General features: G+C 69.6%; 18 protein-coding genes and 2 tRNA genes. 18 read left to right on the forward strand and 2 right to left on the reverse strand.

Going from position 1 to position 21,981, the window contains the following annotated elements; genetic code table 11:
- Nucleotides 1-213 precede the first annotated feature (213 nt).
- From dnaA to K8W59_RS00045, 9 genes are all read left to right on the forward strand, one after another.
- On the forward strand, nucleotides 214-1,677 hold the full coding sequence (dnaA, locus tag K8W59_RS00005; RefSeq protein ID WP_397195933.1) for a chromosomal replication initiator protein DnaA: 1,464 nt from the start codon (nucleotides 214-216) through the stop codon (nucleotides 1,675-1,677).
- Nucleotides 1,678-2,116: 439 nt separating this feature from the next.
- Complete coding sequence (gene dnaN / locus K8W59_RS00010) at nucleotides 2,117-3,256, forward strand: DNA polymerase III subunit beta (RefSeq protein WP_223396740.1); 1,140 nt, start codon at nucleotides 2,117-2,119, stop codon at nucleotides 3,254-3,256.
- A gap of 58 nt (nucleotides 3,257-3,314) precedes the next feature.
- The gene (gnd, locus tag K8W59_RS00015; RefSeq protein ID WP_397196050.1) at nucleotides 3,315-4,322 is read left to right on the forward strand and encodes a phosphogluconate dehydrogenase (NAD(+)-dependent, decarboxylating); all 1,008 of its coding nucleotides are present in this window, start codon (nucleotides 3,315-3,317) and stop codon (nucleotides 4,320-4,322) included.
- Nucleotide 4,323: 1 nt separating this feature from the next.
- Nucleotides 4,324-5,487 carry a DNA replication/repair protein RecF gene (gene recF, locus K8W59_RS00020; protein ID WP_223399989.1) on the forward strand — a complete coding sequence of 388 codons (1,164 nt, stop codon included), beginning with the start codon at nucleotides 4,324-4,326 and terminating at the stop codon, nucleotides 5,485-5,487.
- Entirely contained in the window at nucleotides 5,477-6,064 is a 588-nt protein-coding gene (locus tag K8W59_RS00025) for a DUF721 domain-containing protein (protein ID WP_223396742.1), read from the forward strand. The genes recF and K8W59_RS00025 overlap by 11 nt, the downstream gene beginning before the upstream one ends.
- Before the next feature lie 357 nt (nucleotides 6,065-6,421).
- The gene (gene gyrB, locus K8W59_RS00030; protein WP_317846335.1) at nucleotides 6,422-8,455 is read left to right on the forward strand and encodes a DNA topoisomerase (ATP-hydrolyzing) subunit B; all 2,034 of its coding nucleotides are present in this window, start codon (nucleotides 6,422-6,424) and stop codon (nucleotides 8,453-8,455) included.
- A gap of 212 nt (nucleotides 8,456-8,667) precedes the next feature.
- A complete protein-coding gene (gene gyrA, locus K8W59_RS00035; protein ID WP_449866987.1) occupies nucleotides 8,668-11,331 on the forward strand; it encodes a DNA gyrase subunit A in 2,664 nt (887 codons plus the stop codon).
- 8 nt (nucleotides 11,332-11,339) lie between these two features.
- Nucleotides 11,340-11,879, forward strand: a complete 540-nt coding sequence (locus K8W59_RS00040) for a DUF3566 domain-containing protein (RefSeq protein ID WP_223396744.1) — start codon at nucleotides 11,340-11,342, stop codon at nucleotides 11,877-11,879.
- Nucleotides 11,880-11,958: 79 nt separating this feature from the next.
- Nucleotides 11,959-12,032, forward strand: a tRNA-Ile gene (locus K8W59_RS00045).
- Nucleotides 12,033-12,213: 181 nt separating this feature from the next.
- Here K8W59_RS00045 and K8W59_RS00050 read toward each other — a convergent pair.
- Both K8W59_RS00050 and K8W59_RS00055 read right to left on the reverse strand, forming a co-directional pair.
- Nucleotides 12,214-12,534 (reverse strand): hypothetical protein, encoded by a 321-nt coding sequence (locus K8W59_RS00050; protein ID WP_223396745.1) that lies wholly within the window; start codon nucleotides 12,532-12,534, stop codon nucleotides 12,214-12,216.
- Between the two features lie 274 nt (nucleotides 12,535-12,808).
- Nucleotides 12,809-13,258 carry a hypothetical protein gene (locus tag K8W59_RS00055; RefSeq protein WP_223396746.1) on the reverse strand — a complete coding sequence of 150 codons (450 nt, stop codon included), beginning with the start codon at nucleotides 13,256-13,258 and terminating at the stop codon, nucleotides 12,809-12,811.
- Between the two features lie 87 nt (nucleotides 13,259-13,345).
- Here K8W59_RS00055 and K8W59_RS00060 point away from each other — a divergent pair, with 87 nt between their 5' ends.
- From K8W59_RS00060 to K8W59_RS00100, 9 genes are all read left to right on the forward strand, one after another.
- Entirely contained in the window at nucleotides 13,346-13,801 is a 456-nt protein-coding gene (locus K8W59_RS00060) for a nucleoside deaminase (protein WP_223396747.1), read from the forward strand.
- The gene (gene codB / locus K8W59_RS00065) at nucleotides 13,798-15,069 is read left to right on the forward strand and encodes a cytosine permease (protein ID WP_223396748.1); all 1,272 of its coding nucleotides are present in this window, start codon (nucleotides 13,798-13,800) and stop codon (nucleotides 15,067-15,069) included. The genes K8W59_RS00060 and codB overlap by 4 nt, the downstream gene beginning before the upstream one ends.
- Before the next feature lie 44 nt (nucleotides 15,070-15,113).
- Complete coding sequence (locus tag K8W59_RS00070) at nucleotides 15,114-16,646, forward strand: sulfatase family protein (RefSeq protein ID WP_223396749.1); 1,533 nt, start codon at nucleotides 15,114-15,116, stop codon at nucleotides 16,644-16,646.
- A gap of 52 nt (nucleotides 16,647-16,698) precedes the next feature.
- A complete protein-coding gene (locus K8W59_RS00075; RefSeq protein ID WP_223396750.1) occupies nucleotides 16,699-18,252 on the forward strand; it encodes a sulfatase-like hydrolase/transferase in 1,554 nt (517 codons plus the stop codon).
- A 207-nt stretch (nucleotides 18,253-18,459) separates the two neighbouring features.
- A complete protein-coding gene (locus K8W59_RS00080) occupies nucleotides 18,460-18,627 on the forward strand; it encodes a DLW-39 family protein (protein ID WP_223396751.1) in 168 nt (55 codons plus the stop codon).
- Between the two features lie 10 nt (nucleotides 18,628-18,637).
- A tRNA-Ala gene (locus K8W59_RS00085) sits at nucleotides 18,638-18,710 on the forward strand.
- 95 nt (nucleotides 18,711-18,805) lie between these two features.
- A complete protein-coding gene (locus tag K8W59_RS00090) occupies nucleotides 18,806-19,186 on the forward strand; it encodes a hypothetical protein (RefSeq protein WP_223396752.1) in 381 nt (126 codons plus the stop codon).
- 3 nt (nucleotides 19,187-19,189) lie between these two features.
- Nucleotides 19,190-19,870, forward strand: coding sequence for an RES domain-containing protein (locus tag K8W59_RS00095; RefSeq protein WP_223396753.1), 681 nt, complete (start codon nucleotides 19,190-19,192; stop codon nucleotides 19,868-19,870).
- 117 nt (nucleotides 19,871-19,987) lie between these two features.
- Nucleotides 19,988-21,829, forward strand: a complete 1,842-nt coding sequence (locus K8W59_RS00100; RefSeq protein WP_223396754.1) for a GmrSD restriction endonuclease domain-containing protein — start codon at nucleotides 19,988-19,990, stop codon at nucleotides 21,827-21,829.
- Nucleotides 21,830-21,981: the final 152 nt, after the last annotated feature.

Raw genomic sequence — 21,981 nt, forward strand, 5'->3', positions numbered from 1 at the left:
TTCGGCGGCACCTCCCGCACCGACGGGACGGCGAGCGGCCGTTGCCCGGGGCCGGCACCCCGGGGCCGACTCTCGCCACCAAACCCGTCCTGACCTGCGACAACACTCCCCGAGTCGCCGGTCGCGGAAGGCGTGTGCGAAGGTTTCTCCACAAGTGCGGAGCGTGCTACACAGCTTGTGGACAAAGGTGTGGACGACGGCCGGGGCGGCAGAGTGACGGAGGAGCCGGTGGAGGACGACGTGGATCTCGGCGACGTCTGGAACGCGGTGGTCGCCGACCTCCAGGCGCCCCAGCGGGTCTGGCTGACCACCTCCGAGCCGGTCACGCTGCACGAGACCACCGCGATCATCGCCGTCCCCAACGACTTCACCCGCAACCAGCTCGAGGGCAGGCTGCGCGGTCAGGTCGAGGACGCCCTCTCCGAGGCCTTCGGCCGGGAGATCCGGCTCGCGGTCACCATCGACGCCGACCTGGAGCAGCGCGCGCCGACCACGCACCCCGACCAGCAGGTCGATGTGTCGACAGATCGACCGACCCGTCCGCTCGACACCCAGGGCCCCGCCCCGGCCGAGCCGCTGCCCCCCGCCCCCGCGGTCGACGCGGCGCAGGGCGAGCGCACCGGGGTGACGCCGAGCGGGGAGACCCGGCTGAACCCGAAGTACGTCTTCGAGAGCTTCGTCATCGGCTCCTCCAACCGGTTCCCGCACGCGGCGGCGGTCGCGGTCGCCGAGGCGCCGGGCCGCTCCTACAACCCGCTGCTCATCTACGGCGACTCCGGCCTGGGCAAGACCCACCTGCTGCACGCGATCGGCCACTATGTGCGCAGCCTCTACTCCGGCGCGCGCGTGCGCTATGTGAGCTCGGAGGAGTTCACCAACGAGTTCATCAACGCGATCCGCGACGACCGGCAGGACCGCTTCAAGCGGCGCTACCGCGATGTCGACGTACTCCTCATCGACGACATCCAGTTCCTCGAGGGCAAGATCCAGACCCAGGAGGAGTTCTTCCACACCTTCAACACGCTGCACAACGCCAACAAGCAGATCGTGCTGACCTCCGACCGCGCCCCCAAGCGGCTCGACGACATCGAGGACCGGCTGCGCAACCGCTTCGAGTGGGGCCTGGTCACCGACGTCCAGCCGCCGGACCTGGAGACCCGGATCGCGATCCTGCGCAAGAAGGCCGCGATGGAGGGCCTCACCGCGCCGGCCGACGTGCTGGAGTTCATCGCCTCGAAGATCCAGACCAACATCCGCGAGCTCGAGGGCGCGCTGATCCGGGTCACCGCGTTCGCCAACCTCAACAAGCAGCCGGTCGACCTCACCCTGGCCGAGATCGTGCTCAAGGACCTGATCCCCGAGGGCGCCGAGCCGGAGATCACCCCCGGCCTGATCATCGCCCAGACCGCGGCCTACTTCGGCGTCTCGATCGAGGACCTCACCGGCCCCTCCCGCGGCCGCCACCTCGTGCAGGGCCGACAGATCGCGATGTACCTGTGCCGCGAGCTCACCCAGCTCTCGCTGCCCAAGATCGGCCAGCAGTTCGGCGGCCGCGACCACACGACGGTGATGTACGCCGACCGCAAGATCAACCAGCTGCTGGCCGAGCGGCGCTCGGTGTTCAACCAGGTCAGCGAGCTCACCAACCGGATCAAGATGCAGGCCCGCCACGCCTGAGCCGGCCGCGCCCCGCCGCCGTACTCAGCGCCGGCCAAACCAGCGCCCCGGGACACCGGGAGACCGGCCCCGAACTACACGGCTGCAAGATGTGGGCCGACGTGTGCACCGACCCGGCCGGTCCTCCACACGGGCTGTGGGAGACCTGCGGATCTTGTCATTCACCGACGCTCGATCCACACCGCCCGTCGGTGGACGCACAGCGGACTGCACACCCCCTGTGGACGGCGTCTCAGCGCGACGACCTGCGCGGATGCGAGTTCTCCACAGTGTCCACAGCTCCTATGACCACTACTCACCCAGAACCACTGCGGACGAATCACAAGACCCGACCGGGCCCCGATCTGGGGACAACCCGGGCTCTGCCTCCCCGCTGTCCCCCGGCTCGTGGCAGGATTGCGCCCCCGGACGCACCTGATGAGAAGGACAGGCTCATACCGTGAAGTTCAGTGTCGAGCGCGACGTGCTCGCCGATGCCGTGGCCTGGGCTGCCCGCAGCCTGCCGGTCCGCCCGTCCACCCCGGTCCTCGCCGGCCTGCTGATCGAGGCGAGCGACGACGGCCTGGTGCTGTCCACCTTCGACTACGAGACCTCGGCGCGGGCGACGCTCAACGCGCAGGTGAGCGACGAGGGCACGGCGCTGGTCAGCGGCCGCCTGCTGGCCGACATCTGCCGCAGCCTCCCGGCCAAGCCGGTCGAGATGGTGCTCGACGGCTCCCGGGTCAGCCTGACCTGTGGCGCCGCGCGGTTCAGCCTGCAGACCATGCCGGTGGAGGACTACCCCTCGCTGCCGGAGATGCCCGAGGCGGCCGGCACGGTGCGCAGCGACGAGTTCTCCCACGCGGTCGCCCAGGCGGTCACCGCCGCCGGGCGCGACGACATGCTCCCGGTGCTCACCGGCGTCCGCCTCGAGATCGACGGCTCGAGCATCAGCCTGCTGGCCACCGACCGGTTCCGGCTCGCCCTGCGCGAGCTCGACTGGAGCCCCCACACCCCCGACGAGTCGATCGCGGCCCTGGTGCCCGCGCGGGTGCTCGGCGACACGGCGAAGTCGCTGACCGCCGGCTCGGAGGTCACCATCGCGCTCTCCCGCGGGGGCGCCGGCGAGGGGATCATCGGCTTCGAGGGCAACGCGCCGGGCGGGGTCCGCCGTACCACCACCCGGCTGCTGGACGGCGAGTTCCCCAAGGTGCGCGCCCTCTTCCCGCCGGAGAACCTCACCACCGCCAAGATCGACAAGGCGGCGCTGATCGAGTCGGTCAAGCGGGTCAGCCTGGTGGCCGAGCGCAACACCGCGGTGCAGCTCGCCTTCGGCGACGGCGTGCTCACCCTCGACGCCGGCTCCGGCGACGAGGCCCAGGCCAGCGAGTCGGTCGAGGCCGACATCGACGGCGAGGACATCACCACCGGCTTCAACCCGCAGTTCCTGCTCGACGGGCTCGGCGCGATCGACGAGGCGGTGGTGGAGCTCGCCTTCACCCAGGCCTCCAAGCCGGTGGTGATCCAGGGCGCGGCCGGCGAGGACGGCCAGGACCCGGGCTTCCGCTACCTGCTGATGCCGCGGCGCCTGCTGTCCTGACGCCCGGGACGGGTCCGCGCACCGCCGCCCCTGTCGGCCGTCCCGACGAGGGTGCACACTGACCACGAGACGACGTCACCGCGAGCGAGGGAGAACACCGAGCATGCACATCGGACTCATCGGCCTGGGCAAGATGGGCGGCAACATGCGCACCCGCCTGCGCGACCACGGCGTCGAGGTCACCGGCTATGACCGCAACCCCGACGTCAGCGACGTCGGCTCCCTGCAGGAGCTGGTCGACGCCCTGCCCAGCCCCAAGGTGGTGTGGGTGATGGTGCCGGCCGGCGACCCGACCCGGGAGACGGTGCGCGAGCTCTCCGGCCTGCTCGGCGAGGGCGACGTCGTCGTCGACGGCGGCAACTCCCGCTGGACCGACGACGAGAAGAACGCCGAGCTGCTGGCCGAGAAGGGCATCGGCTACGTCGACTGCGGCGTCTCCGGCGGCGTCTGGGGCCTGGAGAACGGCTACGCGCTGATGTACGGCGGCTCCGACGAGAACGTGGCCAAGGTGCAGGAGGCCTTCGACGCGCTCAAGCCGGAGGGCGAGTTCGGCTCGGTGCACGCGGGCAAGAAGCCCGGCGCCGGCCACTTCGCCAAGATGGTCCACAACGGCATCGAGTACGCCATCATGCAGGCCTACGCCGAGGGCTGGGAGCTGCTGGAGAAGGTCGACCTGGTCGACAACGTGACCGCGGTCTTCGAGTCCTGGCGCGAGGGCACGGTGATCCGCTCCTGGCTGCTCGACCTGCTGGTCGCGGCGCTGGAGGAGGACCCCGGCCTGTCCGAGATCGCCGGATACGCCGAGGACTCCGGCGAGGGCCGGTGGACCGTCGAGGCCGGCATCGACAACGCGGTCGCGACGCCGGCCATTACCGCGGCGCTCTACGCCCGGTTCATCTCCCGGCAGGACGACAGCCCCGCGATGAAGGCGGTCGCGGCGATGCGCAACCAGTTCGGCGGCCACGCGATGAAGACCTCGGCCCCTCCGGGCGGCGACGCGGCCGGCGGCGGTGCGGCCGAGGGTGGCGCGGCGAGCGGCAGCACCCCCGGCGGCGGAGGGTCCTGAGCTGTACGTCGCGCACCTGACGCTCGTCGACTTCCGCTCCTACGCCTCCGCCGAGGTCGAGTTGGGTCCGGGCGCCACCGCGTTCATCGGCCGCAACGGGCAGGGCAAGACCAACCTGGTCGAGGCGATCGACTACCTCTCCCGCCTCTCCTCGCACCGCGTCGGCTCCGAGGCGCCGCTGGTGCGTGCGGGTGCGGACCGGTCGCTGGTGCGGGCCGCGGTGGTGCGCGACGGCCGCACCGCCACCTTGGAGGTGGAGCTGCTGCCGGGGGCGTCGAACCGGGCCAAGGTGAACCGGTCCCCGCTGCCGCGGGCGCGGGAGCTGCTCGGCCTGGTCCGGACCGTGCTGTTCTCGCCCGAGGACCTGGCCCTGGTCAAGGGCGACCCCTCGGAGCGGCGGCGCTTCCTCGACGACCTGCTGGTGCTGCGCGCCCCGCGGATGGCCGGCGTCCGCAGCGACTACGACCGGATCCTCAAGCAGCGCAACTCGCTGCTGCGCACCGCCGGCGCGGCCCGGCGCGGCTCGTCGAGCCAGGAGGCGGCGCTCTCCACGCTGGCGGTGTGGAACGACCACCTGGCGCGCACGGGCGCGGAGCTGCTGGCCGCCCGGCTCGCGCTGGTCGACGCGCTGGCGCCGTACGTCGGGAAGGCCTATGAGACCGTCGCCCGCGGCGCCTCCCGCGACGACGCCCGGATCGCCTACCGCTCCTCCTTCCCGCTCGCCCCGGAGGGGGAGCCGGCCCCGCAGGACCGCGACGAGCTGGCCGGGCTGATCCTCGCCGAGCTGGAGCGTCGCCGCGACGACGAGCTGGACCGCGGCGTGACGCTGGTCGGGCCGCACCGCGACGACCTGCTCTGCACGCTGGGCTCTGGCGACCTGGCGCTGCCGGTGAAGGGGTATGCCTCGCACGGGGAGTCCTGGTCGTTCGCCCTCGCGCTGCGGCTGGCGTCCTACGACCTGCTGCGCGCCGACGGCGACGACCCGATCCTGATCCTCGACGACGTCTTCGCCGAGCTGGACACCACCCGGCGCGACCAGCTCGCGGCGCTGGTCGCCGACGCCGAGCAGGTGCTGGTCACGGCCGCGGTCGACGGCGACGTGCCCGAGGTGCTCTCCGGGGTCCGCTACCGCGTCGAGGGCGGGGAGGTACGTCGTGACGGGTGAGCCGCCGGAGCCGGGTGACGGGCTCGAGCCCGAGGCGCCCGAGGAGCTCAGGGCGCCGGAGGCGGAGCACGACGACGCCGGGCTCGACCTGGCCCGTGACATCACCCGGGCGACCGAGGCCAGCGGCGGCCCGGCGCCACGGCGGCGGAGGCGCCGTACTCCCCGGGCGGGGGACGGGCGCGTGCCTCGCGGCCGGATCTCCGGCGCACATCCCGACGAGCGGGACCCGCAGCTGTTGGAGACCACGATGGACCGGCTGGTCGCCGACCACGGGTGGGACCTGGACCTGCGGGTGCACGCGGTCTTCGGCCGGTGGGGCGAGCTGGTCGGCGCCCAGGTCGGCGCGCACTCGCACCCCGAGACCTTCGCCGACGGCCGGCTCGTGGTCCGCACCGACTCCACCGCGTGGGCGACCCAGCTGCGGCTGCTCGCCCCGCAGGTGGTCAAGACGCTGAACGAGGAGCTCGGGCACGGCACGGTCACCTTCCTCGAGGTGCTCGGCCCGCACGGCCCGAGCTGGAAGAAGGGCCGGCTGAGCGTCCGCGACGGCCGCGGCCCGCGGGACACCTACGGGTGACCCGACCGGCCCTCCCACAGGGCGCTCCAGCGGCTCGGCGGCGGTATCCGTACCTGTCCGACCCCCTGTCCGGCGCTCCTCGGGGCCGTTCTGGTGTCCTCAGGGCCAATTTTTGGCGCTGAACCCCTCATTCGCTGTGGAGGGAGCGTGGAATCCGGCCCTCAGGCCGGTATCATGGACACCAGGTCGCAGGCCTCCCAGCCGCGACCTTTCGCATGTGAGGACCCCAACCCTGGGGCATCGGTGGAAGAGGTGTGCGTGAGCGAGCAGGACCAGCCACAGGATCAGCCCAACCAGCCTGACCAGCCCAGCCAGGCCGAGCAGGTCGAGCAGATCGAGAAGGTCCTCGGCAACGAGGTGGGGGAGTACGACGCCTCCGCGATCCAGGTCCTCGAGGGCCTGGAGGCCGTGCGCAAGCGGCCGGGCATGTACATCGGCTCCACCGGCGAGCGCGGCCTGCACCACCTGGTGTGGGAGATCGTCGACAACGGCGTGGACGAGCGGATGGCCGGCTTCGCCGACCGGATCGTGCTCACCCTGACCGCCGACGGCGCGGTCCGCGTGGAGGACAACGGCCGCGGCATCCCCACCGACACCGCGCCCGGGCAGGAGCTGCCCGCGGTGACGCTGGCGCTGACCGTGCTGCACGCCGGCGGCAAGTTCGGCGGCGGCGGCTACAAGGTGTCCGGCGGACTGCACGGCGTGGGCGTCTCGGTGGTCAACGCGCTCTCCAGCCACCTGGTGGTCGAGGTGAAGAACCGCGGCCACCTGTGGCGTCAGGCCTTCACCCTCGGCGTGCCCGACGGGCCGCTAGAGCAGGTCCGCCCGCTCGAGGACGGCGAGGGCACCGGCACCATCGTCACCTGGTGGGCCAGCCCGGAGATCTTCGAGACCACGCAGTACTCCCTGGAGACGATCACCTCGCGGCTGCGCGAGATGGCCTTCCTCAACAAGGGGCTGGAGATCGTGGTCCGCGACGAGCGGGAGTCCGCCGACGAGCTCGCCGAGGCGATCGGCGACGGCACCATCGACGACTCGGTGGACCAGGCGACCTCGGACAAGATCACCAAGACCGACGCGGGCCTGGAGCGGATCTTCAAGTACGACCGCGGCCTGGTCGACTACGTCGAGCACCTCAACCGCCGCAAGGACGTGGCGAACCCGACGGTGATCGCCTTCGAGGCCGAGGAGAAGGTCGGCGACAACGAGCTCGCGCTCGAGGTCGCGATGCAGTGGAACACCACCTTCCAGGAGTCGGTCCACACCTTCGCCAACGCGATCAACACCGTCGAGGGCGGCACCCACGAGGAGGGCTTCCGCGCCGCGCTCACCTCCCTGGTCAATCACTGGGGCGAGGAGTGGGGCCTGGTGAAGAAGAAGGAGGACCGGGTCTCCGGCGACGACATCCGCGAGGGCCTCACCGCGATCATCTCGATCAAGCTCGCCGAGCCGCAGTTCGAGGGCCAGACCAAGTCCAAGCTCGGCAACACCGAGGCCAAGGGCTTCACCCAGCGGGTGGTCAACGACCGGCTCGGCGCCTGGTTCGAGCAGAACCCCGCCGAGGGACGGGAGATCATCCGCAAGGCCCAGGCCGCCGCCCAGGCGCGGCTCGCCGCGCGGAAGGCGCGCGACCTGGCCCGCAACCGCAAGGGCCTGCTCGGCAACGGCACCCTGCCCGGCAAGCTGGCCGACTGCCAGTCGACCAAGCCGGAGGAGTGCGAGGTCTTCATCGTCGAGGGCGACTCCGCGGGCGGCTCGGCCAAGCAGGGCCGGGACTCCCGGATCCAGGCGATCCTGCCGATCCGCGGCAAGATCCTCAACGTCGAGAAGGCCCGGATCGACAAGGTGCTGGCCAACACCGAGGTCCAGGCGATCATCTCCGCGCTGGGGACCGGCATCCACGACGAGTTCAACCTGGACAAGCTGCGCTACCACAAGATCGTGCTGATGGCCGACGCCGACGTCGACGGCCACCACATCAACACGCTGCTGCTGACCCTGCTGTTCCGCTTCATGAAGCCGCTGATCGAGCACGGGTACGTCTACATGGCCCAGCCGCCGCTGTACCGGATCCGGTGGACCAAGCCGCACGAGCACGAGTTCGTCTACTCCGACGCGGAGCGGGACGCGCTGCTCAAGGACGGCGCCGCCCAGGGCAAGAAGCTGCCCAAGGAGAACCCGGTCCAGCGCTACAAGGGCCTGGGCGAGATGAACGCCGACGAGCTGTGGGAGACGACCATGAACCCCACCTCGCGGATCCTGCTGCAGGTGACCCTGGAGGACGCCGCGCAGGCCGACGAGATCTTCTCGATCCTGATGGGCGAGGACGTCGAGCAGCGGCGGTCGTTCATCCAGCGCAACGCCAAGGACGTCAGGTTCCTGGACATCTGAGGTGGTCTCGACAGGCTCGACCACCGAAGGCGGGGCTCGACCACCGAAGGTGGCTTGACCACGGACGTGGGGCTCGACCACTACCACTGTCTGAAGAACTCTAAGAGATTCGCTAGAGAGCGCAAGAGAGAGATATGACTGAGACGACGGGCAACCTGACCGGGGACGGCGGGGGCGGCGGCCGGATCGAGCCGATCGACCTGCAGGCCTCGATGCAGCGCAGCTACATCGACTACGCGATGGCGGTCATCGTCGGCCGCGCGCTGCCCGACGTACGCGACGGGTTGAAGCCGGTGCACCGCCGCGTGCTCTATGCGATGTTCGACGGCGGCTACCGGCCGACGTCGGGCTACTCCAAGTGCGCGCGCGTGGTCGGCGAGGTGATGGGTAACTACCACCCGCACGGCGACTCCGCGATCTACGACACCCTGGTCCGGCTCGCGCAGCCGTGGGTGATGCGGGCCCCGCTGATCAACGGGCAGGGCAACTTCGGCTCGGCGGGCAACGACCCCGCCGCGGCGATGCGCTACACCGAGTGCCGGATGGCGCCGCTGGCCATGGAGATGGTCCGCGACATCGAGCAGGACACCGTCGACTTCCAGCCGAACTACGACGGCCGCTCCTCCGAGCCCACCATCCTGCCGGCGCGGTTCCCGAACCTGCTGGTCAACGGCTCGGCCGGCATCGCGGTCGGCATGGCCACCAACATCCCGCCGCACAACCTGCGCGAGGTGGCCGAGGGGGCGATCTGGGCGCTGGAGAACCCCGACGCCGAGCGCGAGGAGCTCCAGGACGCGCTGGTCGAGCGGATCAAGGGCCCCGACTTCCCGATGGGCGCGCTGATCGTCGGCCGCCAGGGCATCGAGCAGGCCTACCGCACCGGCCGCGGGTCGATCACCCAGCGCGCGGTCGTCGACATCGACGAGGACGGCAAGGGCCGGGTGCAGCTGGTCATCTCCCAGCTGCCCTACATGGTCAACCCGGACAACCTCGCGCTGAAGATCGCCGAGCTGGCCGACTCCGGCAAGGTCCAGGGGATCGCCGACGTCAAGGACAACTCCTCCTCCCGCACCGGCCAGCAGCTGGTGGTCGTGCTCAAGCGGGACGCGGTCGCCCGGGTGGTGCTGAACAACCTGTTCAAGCACACCGAGCTGCAGACCAACTTCTCCGCCAACATGCTGGCGCTGGTCGACGGCGTCCCGCGGACGCTCTCGATCGACCAGTTCATCAGCAACTGGGTGGCCCACCAGATCGACGTGATCCAGCGGCGCACCCGCTTCCGGCTGCGCAAGGCCGAGGAGGACGCGCACATCCAGCGCGGCCTGGTCAAGGCGCTGGACGCGCTGGACGAGGTCATCGCGCTGATCCGCAACAGCCCGGACGTGGACCAGGCGCGCACCGGCCTGATCGAGCTGCTCGACATCGACGAGCTCCAGGCCAACGCGATCCTGGAGATGCAGCTGCGGCGGCTGGCGGCCCTGGAGCGGCAGAAGATCATCGACCGGCTCGCTGAGCTGGAGCGGATCATCGCCGACCTCGAGGACATCCTCGCCAACGAGTCGCGGCAGCGGCAGATCGTGATCGACGAGCTCGGCGAGATCGTCGACAAGTACGGCGACGACCGCCGTACCCAGATCATCGCCGCCGACGGCGACCTGTCCATGGAGGACCTGATCCCCGACGAGGAGCTGGTCGTCTCCATCACCCGCGGCGGCTACGCCAAGCGGACTCAGCGGCAGGCCTACCGGGTGCAGAAGCGCGGCGGCAAGGGCGTGCGCGGCGCGGCGCTGCGCGGCGACGACGTGGTGCAGCACTTCATCGCCACGACCAACCACCACTGGCTGCTGTTCTTCACCACCGCCGGGCGGGTCTACCGCACCAAGGCCTACAACCTCCCTGAGGCGTCCCGGGACGCCAAGGGCGGGCACGTGGCGGGGCTGTTGAGCTTCCAGCCCGACGAGGGGATCGCGCAGGTGCTGGCGATCCGCGACTACGAGCAGGCGCCGTACCTCGTCCTGGCGACGAAGAACGGCCTGGTGAAGAAGACCCGGCTCGGCGACTACAACTCCCCGCGGCAGGCCGGCGTCATCGCGATCAACTTCCGCGAGGAGGACGACGAGCTGATCGGCGCCGAGCTGGTCAACGCCGAGGACGACATCCTGCTGGTCTCGCGCAACGGGCAGTCGATCCGCTTCAAGGCCGACGACTCCCAGCTGCGGCCGATGGGCCGCGCGACCTCGGGTGTGTCGGGGATGAAGTTCCGCGACGGCGACTCGCTGCTGTCCCTGTCGGTGATCCGCGCCGAGCAGGTGGAGGCCGAGGAGGCCGCCGAGGCGAGGCTGGCCGACGAGGGCGTGGACGCCGAGGAGATCGAGGCCGGCGACCTGCCGGGCGTGCAGGAGCAGTACGTCTTCACGATGACCGACGGCGGGTATGCCAAGCGGTCCCGGATCAACGAGTACCGCCTCCAGTCCCGCGGCGGCCTGGGGATCAAGGCGATGAGCCTGTCGAACGAGGACCGCGGCGGCCTGGTCGGCGCGTTCATCGTGGAGGAGGGCGACGAGATCCTCTCCATCACCCAGAGCGGCCAGGTCGTGCGCAGCCCGATCAACGCCGACTTCCGGCCGACCGGGCGCTCCACGATGGGTGTGCGGTTCGTGAACCCGAAGAAGGGCGACGCGGTGGCCGTCGTGGCCCGGTCGGTGGAGGCGCGCGAGGAGCCGGCCGAGGATGCCCCGGAGGACGCCGCCGAGGTGCCGGCGGACGTGCCCGCCGACGAGGCGGGCGAGGGTACGACGCCGCCGGAGGCCGCGGAATCGCCCGACGCGGGTGATGATGCAACAATCGAAGGCGACCCGACCGACTCCGGAGAGTGAACCTGACGATGACCGACCGCACCGCGGAGAAGAGCCAGGCGTCGGACAAGCCGTCGCTCAGCGAGCGGGCCAAGTCGACCACCGACCGGGCCAAGTCGACGCTCAAGCGGGCCGCCGACGAGCACAGCGCCAACGCCGCGCCCGGCTCGGGCTCCTCGCGGCGGCCCTCGCGGGGCCCGCGCCGCGCGCGGCTGCGCCTGACCCGGGTCGACCCCTGGTCGGTGATGAAGACGTCCTTCCTGCTCTCGATCGCCTTCGCGATCGTGATGGTGGTCGCGGTCTTCATGGTCTGGTCGGTGCTCTCCGCCGCCGGCGTGTGGGAGTCGATCAACTCCACGGTGCAGTCGGTGCTGGGTGCGGAATCCGCGTCGACCTTCGACGTGCAGGACTACATCGGCACCTCCCGGGTGCTCGGGTTCACCCTGCTGGTGGCCGCGCTGGACGTCGTACTCCTCACCGCGATCGCCACCCTCAGCGCGTTCCTCTACAACATGGCCGCCGCCCTCCTGGGCGGCATCGAGGTCACCCTGGCGGAGGACGTGGAGTGACGCCGGCCGGGGCCCGCGCCGATTGGTCCCGCCCGCTGTCGTTGGGGTAATCTCACTCGTCGCCGCCAGGCGGCATCGCGGGCCTATAGCTCAGACGGTTAGAGCGCTTCCCTGATAAGGAAGAGGTCACAGGTTCAAGTCCTGTTAGGCCCACCGAGCAGCCGAGCCCGGCCCCGTTCTGGGGCCGGGCTCGCGGCGTCTCCGGGGTCGCCGTACCCGCTCCCGGCCCATGTAACGCACAGTTCGGTCAGCTTGTTGAGCGGTACGGCGCTCGACAGGCTGACCAAGTTCTCGACAAGCCGGCCCGGGTACGGCGTCCCCGCCGGGCTGTAGATCAGGCTCTGTAGGTGAAGCCCAGCGTTGTGACGGCCCACTTGGCCTGCCAGGCCAGCACGGTCAGTTTCACGGTTCCTCCCCCGACGTGAAGGGTGAAGATGCGGCTCGGCGGGCCGAACAACAGATCGCCGTCGTCCAATCTGTCCGCCGGACCGGACCTCCCTGGCTGGACGATATCCGTGACCCAGAACGTACTTCCCTGCAACGAGATTCTGTTGTTCGAGATATCCGCCGTACCGGCCAACGAGGTGATGGGAATCCTGGGCAGGTCCGGCGAGGACAGCAGATCCGCGCGACTCGGCGAGGACAGGACGCACATGATGCGACCTCGGGGCATCAGCCACTTGGCCCGCACTCGCTGGAGAGGCTGCCCTACCCAACGGGCCCACAAGTGGATGATCACGTCGATGATCTCCGGTCCAAAGTCCAATCGAACCCGCACTCCTCGTCCCAGGCCATGTAACGCACAGTTCGGTCAGCTTGTTGAGCGGTACGGCGCTCGACAGGCTGACCAAGTTCTCGACAAGCCGGCCCGGGTACGGCGCCCCCGAGTACGGCGGCCCCGGGGCCCAGGCGCCCGCCTGCCGCGAACCTCAGGCGGGGTCGGCCCAGCTCGCCAGGTCGGCGCGCTGGGTGAGCAGCGGCTGCCGCTCCCCCTCGGTCAGCCAGTCCATGGTGGCGAGCTCGAAGTCGATGACGTCCAGGGCGAGGGAGCGGTCCTCCTCGCCGAGGTGGCCGGCCAGGCGGAGCAGGGTGAACGCGGCGCCGCGGATCGCGCTGGCGGTCTGCAGGCCGTCGGTGCCCTCCATCGGGCCCTCGATCTCGCGGACGTCGCCGGGGTCCACGTCGAGCACGGTCGCGATCGTGCTGTCCGGGCCGAGCTCGTCGGGACGACGCGCCCACGAGGAGACCAGCTCCCACCCCTCGTTGCTGCCGAAGGGCGCCAGCTCCTCGTCCTCGGAGTCGTAGATCGGGTCGGTGAAGTGGGCACGGAACGAGGGAACGGCCTCGGGCAGGCCGTCCTCGGGCAGTCCTACGGTCATCGGGTCCCTCCCGGATGTGGTGAGATCACGGAGACTACGCGCGAGCGGCGGCCGTCGGAACAGGGCGGGCCGGAGGAGGAGGCGGGGATGGACGAGCAGGACCGGCGCTACCTGGCACTGGCCGTGGAGCAGGCGCGGATCGGCTGGGAGGAGGGCGGCATCCCGATCGGAGCCGCGCTGGTGCGCGACGGCGAGGTGCTCGCGGTCGGGCGCAACCGACGGATCCAGCAGGGCAGCGCCATCCGGCACGGCGAGACCGACTGCATCGAGAACGCCGGGCGGCTGCCGGCGTCGACGTACCGCTCCTCCACCCTCTACACGACCCTCTCCCCGTGCTGGATGTGCGCGGGCACCGCGATGCTCTACAAGATCCCGCGGATCGTCGTGGGGGAGAACCGCTCCTTCGGCGTCTCCGAGGAGTGGCTGCGCTCGCACGGCGTGCAGGTCGACGTGGTCGACGACGCCGAGTGCCGCGGCCTGATGGAGCAGATGATGACCGAGCGGCCCGAGCTGTGGGCCGAGGACATCGGCGAGGAGGCATGAGCAGCCGGCCGGAGGAGGCCGCGGTCGACCCGGACTACCCGATCGATCCGGTGCCGCCGTCGGCGTGGCGCGGCGTGGTGTCGATCTCGATCGTGCTGCTCGGCTTCACCTTCTTCACCCCGACGATGCTGGTCGGCGCCCAGGTCGGCGCCGCCTTCAGCCTGCGCCACTTCCTCCTGGTGATGCTGCTCGGCAGCCTGCTGCTGGGGGTCTACGTCGCCGTCCTCGCCGTCGTCGGCGCCCGTACCCGCCTCACCACCGTCATGCTGTGCCGCTACACCCTCGGCACGACCGGGTCGAAGCTCGCCTCGCTGCTGCTGGGGCTCACCCAGGTCGGCTGGTACGGCGTCGGCGTGGCCACCCTCGGCACCCTGGTCGCGCAGGCGGCGGGCTGGGGCGATACCGGCGCGCGGGTGGTGATGCTCGTCGGCGCCGTGGTGATGGGCGCGACGGCGTACGTCGGCTTCCGCGGCCTCTTCTGGCTCTCGGCCACGAGCGTCCCGCTGATGTTCGTGCTCGCGGTCTGGGTGACGATCCGGTCGCTGGACGAGGTCGGCGGCTGGAGCGGGCTCGCGGCGGTCGAGCCCACGTCGACAATGTCGATCGCGGTGGCGATCACGGTGATCGTCGGGACCTTCGTCAGCGGCGGCAGCCAGGTGGCGAACTGGACCCGCTTCGCCCGCAGCGGGCGGCAGGCGTTCTTCGCCGCGCTGGCGGCCTTCCTGGTCGGCAACGGGCTGATGCTGTTCTTCGGCGCGGTGGGCGCGATCGCGTTCGGGGAGGCCGACTTCGTGCTCGTGCTCTACCAGCTCGGGCTGATCGTGTGGGGCGTCCTGCTGCTGGTCGGCAACATCTGGACGACCAACGACAACACCGCCTACGCCTTCAGCGTCGCGGGCGCCGAGCTGACGAACTGGCCCTCGAAGCGGCCGTTCGTGGTCGGCGGCGTGGCGATCGGGGCCCTCCTGGCGGTCACCGGGATCTACGACAACCTGATCACCTACCTGGTGTGGCTGGGCATCCTCATCCCGCCGTTGGGCGGCGTGCTCATCGGCGACTGGTGGGTGCGCTGGCGCAACGGGGTGCCGGACCGGGCGACGTACTCCTTCGTCCCGTTCGAGTGGCGCTGCCTGGGCGCCTACGCCCTGGGCTGCCTCGCGGCGTGGCTCTCGGACCGGGTCGGCCTGGGCATCCCGCCGCTGATCGGGATCATCGTCCCGCTCGTGCTGGTGCTCCTGTTGCGGGCGCGCGCCCACCGATCAACCTGAGCGAAAGCGTCCCATGGGCGGCTCGATGGGGCCATGATGAGCCGATGAAGCTCGGGAGACCGGTCCAGGGAGTACGACGCCCGCTCGCGGCGGCGGTCGCCGCCGTACTCCTCCTCGCCCTCGCCAGTGTGGTGACCACCTCGGCGTGGGCCGAGGACGCCGCGCAGACGACCGCCGTCGACTCACGGCCGAACATCATCTTCATCCTCACCGACGACATGCGGCTCGACGACCTGCGCTTCATGCCCGCGACGCGCAAGCTGGTCGGCGGGCGGGGCGTCACCTTCACCCGGGCCCGGTCCAACAACCCGCTGTGCTGCCCGGCGCGGGCGACGATCCTGACCGGGAAGCTGTCGCACAACAACCGGGTCTTCGGCAACAAGCCGAGCGAGGCCGGCGGATTCCAGGTCTTCAAGCAGTACAACGACGTCGGCGACACCCTCCCGGTGTGGTTGCAGCGGCAGGGCTACCGCACGGGCTTCTTCGGCAAGTACCTCAACGAGTTCCAAGTCGACCGCGATCACGACCAGCCGGGGTGGACGGAGTTCGCCGTGCCCACCAACCCGACGATCTACCGCTACGACGTCAACCGGTTCTGGATCAACGGCCAGACGGTCGCCCGGAGCGGATACCGCGAGCGGTTCCAGCGCGGCCTGCTGCTGGACATGATCGACCGGTGGGGTACGGCGGACCGGCCGGCGCCGTACTTCGTCTGGTACAACTCCCTGGCCCCGCACAACCGCTATGACCCCGCGACGCGGAAGTGGCCGCCGCCGCTGCCGGAGAGGAAGTACGCCGGCACCGTGCGCAACGCCGCCTTCACCCCGCGGCCCTCGGTCTATGAGGACGTGCGCGACAAGCCGAGGTGGGTGCGCTATCGGGCGTCCACACGCGCCAAGGGCTTCCACTACGCCGAGGCCCGCGGGCGGGCGATGGCGCTGAAGTCGGTGGACGACACGGTGCGGCTCGCGGTGGAGAAGGTGCGGGCGCAGGGCGAGCTCGGCAACACGGTGTTCATCTTCTCCTCCGACAACGGGATCATGCTGGGCGAGCACGAGCTCAACGCGAAGGCGGTGGGCTATGAGGAGTCCACCCGGATCCCGCTGCTGGTCGCCGGCCCCGGCTTCGCCCGGAAGGTGACGGTGACCAAGGACGTCAGCCTCGTCGACGTCGTGCCGACGATCCTTCGGGCCGCCGCGGAGCCGGCTGACACGACCGCCCAGCACGGGCTCGACGGTGCGGCGTTGCAGGACCTCGCTGGCCGGTCGGGGTACCTCTCCGCGCGGCCCACCCTGATCGAGGGCGAGGCGCACATGCTGAAGCTGCCCGGCGGCCGGCGCTATCCGGTGGACGGGATCGGGCGGGCCTACTCCGGCGTGGTCTGGCGCGACGCCGTCTACGTCACCTACCGCACCGGGGAGAGGGAGTTCTACCGCCTCGACAAGGACCCCTGGCAGCTCACCAACATCTACGACCGGGACCGTCCCGCGAGCTCGCTGCAGCAGCGGATGGCTCGATGGCTGGCGGAGAACCGGAACTGTCGCGGGGATGCCTGCCGGGCGTCGGTTCCGAGGTGACGCGACCGCGCGGGGGGTGACAACCCTTGCCTGGAGGAGCACCATGAGGTCCATGAGCACGGGGGAGTTCTTCACGGGACGAGTGCGTCCTCTCGCGATCCTGCTGGTGAGCACGCTGCTGCTGACGCTGGCCGCGACGGCCGCCGTCCGGCCGGCCGTCGCCACCGCCGGGCCCGCGGCGGCGCAGCAACAGGCGGCGGCCGGGGCCACGGACCGGCCCAACATCATCTTGATCCTCGCCGACGACATGCGGTTGGACGAGCTGCGCTTCCTGCCGGCGGTGCGCTCGCTGGTCGGGGACCGGGGTGTCACCTTCACCAAGGCGCGGTCGAACAACCCACTGTGCTGCCCGGCGCGGGCGACGCTGCTGACCGGCGAGCTGTCGCACAACAACCGGGTCTTCGGCAACCGGGCCGGGGAGACCGGCGGCTACCGGCTGTTCCGCCGCTACAACGACGTCCGGGACACCCTCGGGGTGTGGATGCAGAAGCGCGGCTACCACACCGGGTTCCTCGGGAAGTACCTCAACGAGTACTCACCCGACCACCACGGCGGGCAGCCGGGCTGGACCCGGTTCGCCGTACCCCGCGACGCGATGTACAACTACCGCCGCAACCGCTTCTGGTACAACGGCAAGCGCATCGGCGAGGACTCCTACCGCGAGACCTACCAGCGGCGGCTGCTGATGGACATGATCGACCGGTGGGGTGCTCCGAGCCGCACGGCGCCGTACTTCATCTGGTACAACTCGCTCGCTCCGCACTCGCGGCTCGGGCCGGACGTCAACGGCTGGGCGCCGCCGCTGCCGGAGAGGAAGTACGCCGGCACGGTCGGCAACGCGGCGTTCAAGCCGCGACCCTCGGTGTTCGAGAACGTCGACGACAAGCCGCGGTGGGTGCGCTATCGCGCGTCGACTCACCGGAAGGGGTTCTCCTGGGCGGAGGCCAAGGGGCGCGCGATGTCACTGAAGTCGGTCAACGACACGGTGCGGCGCGCCGTGGAGAAGGTGCGGGCGCAGGGCGAGCTCGGCAACACCGTCTTCATCTTCTCCTCCGACAACGGCTTCATGCTCGGCGAGCACGAGCTGACCGGCAAGGCGGTGGCCTACGAGGAGTCCACGCGGATCCCGCTGCTGGTCGCCGGCCCCGGCTTCGCCCGGAAGGTGCGGGTGGGCAAGTCGGTCGGCCTGGTCGACATCGTGCCGACCATCCTGCGCGCCGCTGGGGAGTCGGCGCAGACCACGGACGGCCGCGGCCTGGACGGCGCGGCGCTGCAGCAGGTCGCCGGCCAGTCGGGCTACCTGACCGAGCGGCCGACCCTGCTGGAGGGGGAGTCGCACTCGCTGAAGCTGCCCGGCGGGAGGCGCTACCCGGTCGACGGGATCGGGCGGGCCTACTCCGGCGTGGCCTGGGGCAATGGCGTGCTGGTCACCTACAACACCGGCGAGCGGGAGTTCTACCGCCTGGACAAGGACCCGTGGCAGCGCACGAACGTCTTCGACCGTGACGCCGCCCCCGGCTCGCTGCAGTCGCGCCTTCAGCGCTGGCTGGCGGAGCGGAAGAACTGCAAGTCCGACGGCTGCCGGGCCGCCGTACCCGCTCCCTGAGCGCCTGGCCGTCCTGCCTGCTGGCCCTCCGCGCGCCGCCGCCCGCCCCCGCCCGATGTAACGCACAGTTCGGTCAGCTTGTTGAGCGGTAGATCACTCAACAGGCTGACCGAGTTCTCGACAAGGCGCCAGGAGTACGGCGGGATTGGGGCCGCCGTACGCCGCGCTGTAGCATCGCTGCGCACCGAACCGAACCTGGAGGCACGCATGAAGAAGGTCCTGTTGCTCGCCCTGGCCGCGGCCGGTGCCGTCGTCGCGAAGCGGAAGCTCGACGAGGGCAAGCACGAGCAGGCGCTGTGGGCCGAGGCCACCGACCCGCTGTCCTCGCAGACCTCCACCTCGCCGGACGGCTTCCCGAACACCGCCGGGTCCTGACCCGGCCCCAGGGGCCTTGGCGCAATTGGTAGCGCATCTGCTTTGCAAGCAGAGGGTTAGGGGTTCGAGTCCCCTAGGCTCCACTCGCTCGGTTGTTGAGCCTGTTGGGAGTTTCCGCCGCAATCACGTACGTTTAAGGTACATTCTCGGGACGGATCAGTGACGGAAGGATGGTCCGATGGTCACACAATCCACTTCCCCGCCGCGGCGCACGACCGCCTCACACGACCAGGCGGTCGAGCTTCGCGAGATCATCGAGTTTCTCAACGAGCACCTCGGTGCTCGTCTGCTTGCCCTGACCGTTGGCGCTGATCACCGCACTGTCGGTCGCTGGCTGAGTGAGCCGGGGCGGGCGCCGCGGTTCGAAAGTGAGACTCGGCTGCGGGCGGCCTATCAGGTGTTCCGGCTGGTGCAGTCGGTCGAGGCGTCGCCAACAGTGCGAGCGTGGTTCATGGGCATGAATCCTCAACTGGACGACAAGTCCCCGGCGGAGGCCATCCGTGACGGGGAAGCTCGCGATGTCATGGCCGCTGCTCGCGCCTTCATCAACGCGGGGTAGCGCGTGGGGTCGTGGACCGGTCTTGGCCCAGCCGAGGTCGAGTCGCCTCCGAGGCTTTACCGGGTCGCTCGGGCAGATCAGCCGCTGCGCTTCTCGCAGATCGCGCCCGCCGACGTTCCTCTACCCAAGGCAGGCAACCGCTTCGACGTGCCGGGCGGCGGCGTCCTCTACTGCGCTACCGAGGCCGCCGGGTGCTACGCGGAGGTTCTCGCTCGTTTCCGGCCCTCCGCGGCGGTGCGTGCTGCGGTTCAAGACGAGGACCCGGGCTTCATGATCTGCGGCGGCGTGCCAGCCGACTGGCGGGACCGCCGATTGGAAGTGGAACTCGATCTGGTCCACTCCCTGCCGTTCCTCGACGTCGAGCACGAAGCGACCCACGAGTACTTGACGACGGCGGTGGCGCGTGAGATGGCCGCGCTGTCGATCTCGGTGATCGACGTAGGCGTTATCCGCGGGTCGAACCGATTGGCGACGCGGGCGGTCGCCGCATGGGCATATGCGGCCCAGGATGCCGACGGCAACCTTCGCTACAGCGGGATCAGGTATTTGTCGCGTCTCGGCGATCACGAGTGCTGGGCTGTGTTCGAGGGCACTGAGGTGCGCGAACTCGTCCGGACGCCGATCAGGCAGACCAACGCGGCCATGCAGAAAGTCGCCAAGACATGGGGGCTGAACGTCTTCTGAAGTGCTGATCTCGGGTGGATGGTGGGGACGAGGACTGGGCGCCGCCTTCTCTTGTCCCATTCCGGTGCCCGATGCGGCCTCCCTGGTCCAAGATTGGGTGGAGACGGAGGGGGCTTGATGGGATTCCAGACACCGCTCTACGAGTTGAGCGACTACCTGAAGTGGACCACAAGCGGGAGGATCCAGCTGCCGGACTACCAACGCGGCTACAAGTGGGAGGACGAGCGAATCCGCCAATTGCTTGTCACGATCTTGCGCGGCCATCCGCTCGGCGTGGTGATGCTACTCAAGAGCGGCAACGATCAAATCCGGTTCAAGCCGCGATCGGTCGAGGGCACCAAGGTTCCTGACGGAGCGCACCCCGAGTGGTTGCTCCTAGACGGACAGCAGCGTTTGACGTCGCTAACCCAGGCACTGACCGGCGATGGTGTCGTCGACACCATGGACAGTCGCGGCAAGCGGATGAAGCGCCGGTACTACGTCGATATCGCCGTCGCCCTTGAGGGGGAGGACCGGATATCCGAAGCCGTCATCTCGTTGCCGGCCGACGGCATCGAGCGGACCAACTTCGGCAAAGGCATCGTGCGAGACGTCTCGACGCCGGACAAGGAGCGGGCCGAAGGCCTGTTCCCTGTGCGGCTATTGTTCGGAGACGCAATGTCGTGGCTCTTCGACTTCAAGGACCGCGAACTGGCCAAAGAGTTCAACACAGCGATCATCAACCCGAGTGGGACCTACAACATCCCCGCGATCGAGCTCGACAAGGAGACGAGCAAGAGCGCGGTCGCCACGGTCTTCGAGAAGGTCAACACCGGCGGTCTGCCGCTGAACGCCTTCGAGTTGCTGACCGCCACCTTCGCCGGCGACAAGGGATACTTCGACAAGCACGGCACCGACTTCCGCCTCAATGACGACTGGATGGAGACTCGGGCAAAGTTCTCCCCCTATCCGGTGTTGGCAAACCTGGAGAACACCGACTTCCTGCAGGCTGTCACCCTGCTGGCCACCCGCAAGCGCAACCTTGCCCACACCGGACCGCGGCCACCTGCCGTCAGCGCCAAACGCGAGGATGTCCTGAAGCTGGCCCTGGGCGACTACCTCGAATGGGTGGGTCCATTGCGGGAGGCGTTCATCTGGGCTTCGGACTTCCTGGCGGACCGGCACATCTTCGACACTCGCTTCTTGCCGTACCCGAAGCAGCTCGTGCCGCTTGCCGCGATCCGGGTGGTGATGGGGCAGGGTGCCGATCTGCTCGGTCCTCGTGAAAGGCTCGTCCGCTGGTTCTGGTGCGGCATTCTCGGTGAGCTCTACGGCGGGGCGATCGAGACTCGGTTCGTTCGTGACCTCGAGCAGGTTCCGGTATGGGCGCAGGGCGAGGCGAATTCGGCGACGCCCAACACCGTTAACGACGCCACCTTCGTCGAGTCCAGGTTGCACTCGCTTCGCACCAGGTCGGCGGCGGCATATAAGGGCATCTACGCACTGCTCCTCGGTAATCAGGCGCGGGACTGGATGGAGGACAAGGCGCTCGACAAGGTGCAGTACGTCAACTTGGCGGTCGACATCCACCACATTTTCCCCCGGCGGTGGTCTAGCCAGAACGACATCGACGCTGAGCGCCGCGAGAGCATTGTCAACAAGACCGCCGTCTCGGCTGTTACCAATCGCACGATCGGCGGCAGCGCGCCGTCGGCGTACCTCCGGCTGATCGAGAAGAAGGCTCAGATCTCTCCCGACCATCTTGACGGCCTGCTTGAAGCGCATCTCGTTCCCGCGCAGATACTGCGGGCCGACGACTTCGACGCCTTCTTCGTTGCACGTCGTGAGCGCCTGTGTCAGCTCGTGGAGAAGGCGATGGGCAAGGCTGTGCCGCGGGACGTGGATCGCGGGGAATCCGAGGAGGACTCGGCGCAGTTCGAGCCTGCCGAGATCGAAGAACTCCCCGACGAGTCCGACTGATGCTGTGAGTGGCCCGACCCGGTCGTTGCCGAGGAGGACATGCACGAGAAGCGTGAAGTCGGCGGTTCCATTGGCCTATGCGGGGTTTCCCAGCGAGCAGCCCAGTGAGGTGAACTTCTCTACTCCCGTCACAAGCACCCGCCTTGAGGGAG

It is taken from the genome of Nocardioides rotundus, assembly GCF_019931675.1.
Classification (GTDB): Bacteria; Actinomycetota; Actinomycetes; order Propionibacteriales; family Nocardioidaceae; genus Nocardioides; species Nocardioides rotundus.

Excerpts from the sequence above, each read along its gene's own strand:
- K8W59_RS00100 (WP_223396754.1), top strand. The coding sequence starts at position 19,988 with ATGGGATTCCAGACACCGCTCTACGAGTTGAGCGACTACCTGAAGTGG.
- K8W59_RS00090 (WP_223396752.1), top strand. The coding sequence starts at position 18,806 with ATGGTCACACAATCCACTTCCCCGCCGCGGCGCACGACCGCCTCACAC.
- K8W59_RS00050 (WP_223396745.1), bottom strand. The coding sequence starts at position 12,534 with ATGTGCGTCCTGTCCTCGCCGAGTCGCGCGGATCTGCTGTCCTCGCCG.
- codB (WP_223396748.1), top strand. The coding sequence starts at position 13,798 with ATGAGCAGCCGGCCGGAGGAGGCCGCGGTCGACCCGGACTACCCGATC.
- gyrA (WP_449866987.1), top strand. The coding sequence starts at position 8,668 with ATGCAGCGCAGCTACATCGACTACGCGATGGCGGTCATCGTCGGCCGC.
- K8W59_RS00040 (WP_223396744.1), top strand. The coding sequence starts at position 11,340 with ATGACCGACCGCACCGCGGAGAAGAGCCAGGCGTCGGACAAGCCGTCG.
- K8W59_RS00070 (WP_223396749.1), top strand. The coding sequence starts at position 15,114 with ATGAAGCTCGGGAGACCGGTCCAGGGAGTACGACGCCCGCTCGCGGCG.
- K8W59_RS00080 (WP_223396751.1), top strand. The coding sequence starts at position 18,460 with ATGAAGAAGGTCCTGTTGCTCGCCCTGGCCGCGGCCGGTGCCGTCGTC.
- K8W59_RS00060 (WP_223396747.1), top strand. The coding sequence starts at position 13,346 with ATGGACGAGCAGGACCGGCGCTACCTGGCACTGGCCGTGGAGCAGGCG.
- K8W59_RS00055 (WP_223396746.1), bottom strand. The coding sequence starts at position 13,258 with ATGACCGTAGGACTGCCCGAGGACGGCCTGCCCGAGGCCGTTCCCTCG.
- K8W59_RS00075 (WP_223396750.1), top strand. The coding sequence starts at position 16,699 with ATGAGCACGGGGGAGTTCTTCACGGGACGAGTGCGTCCTCTCGCGATC.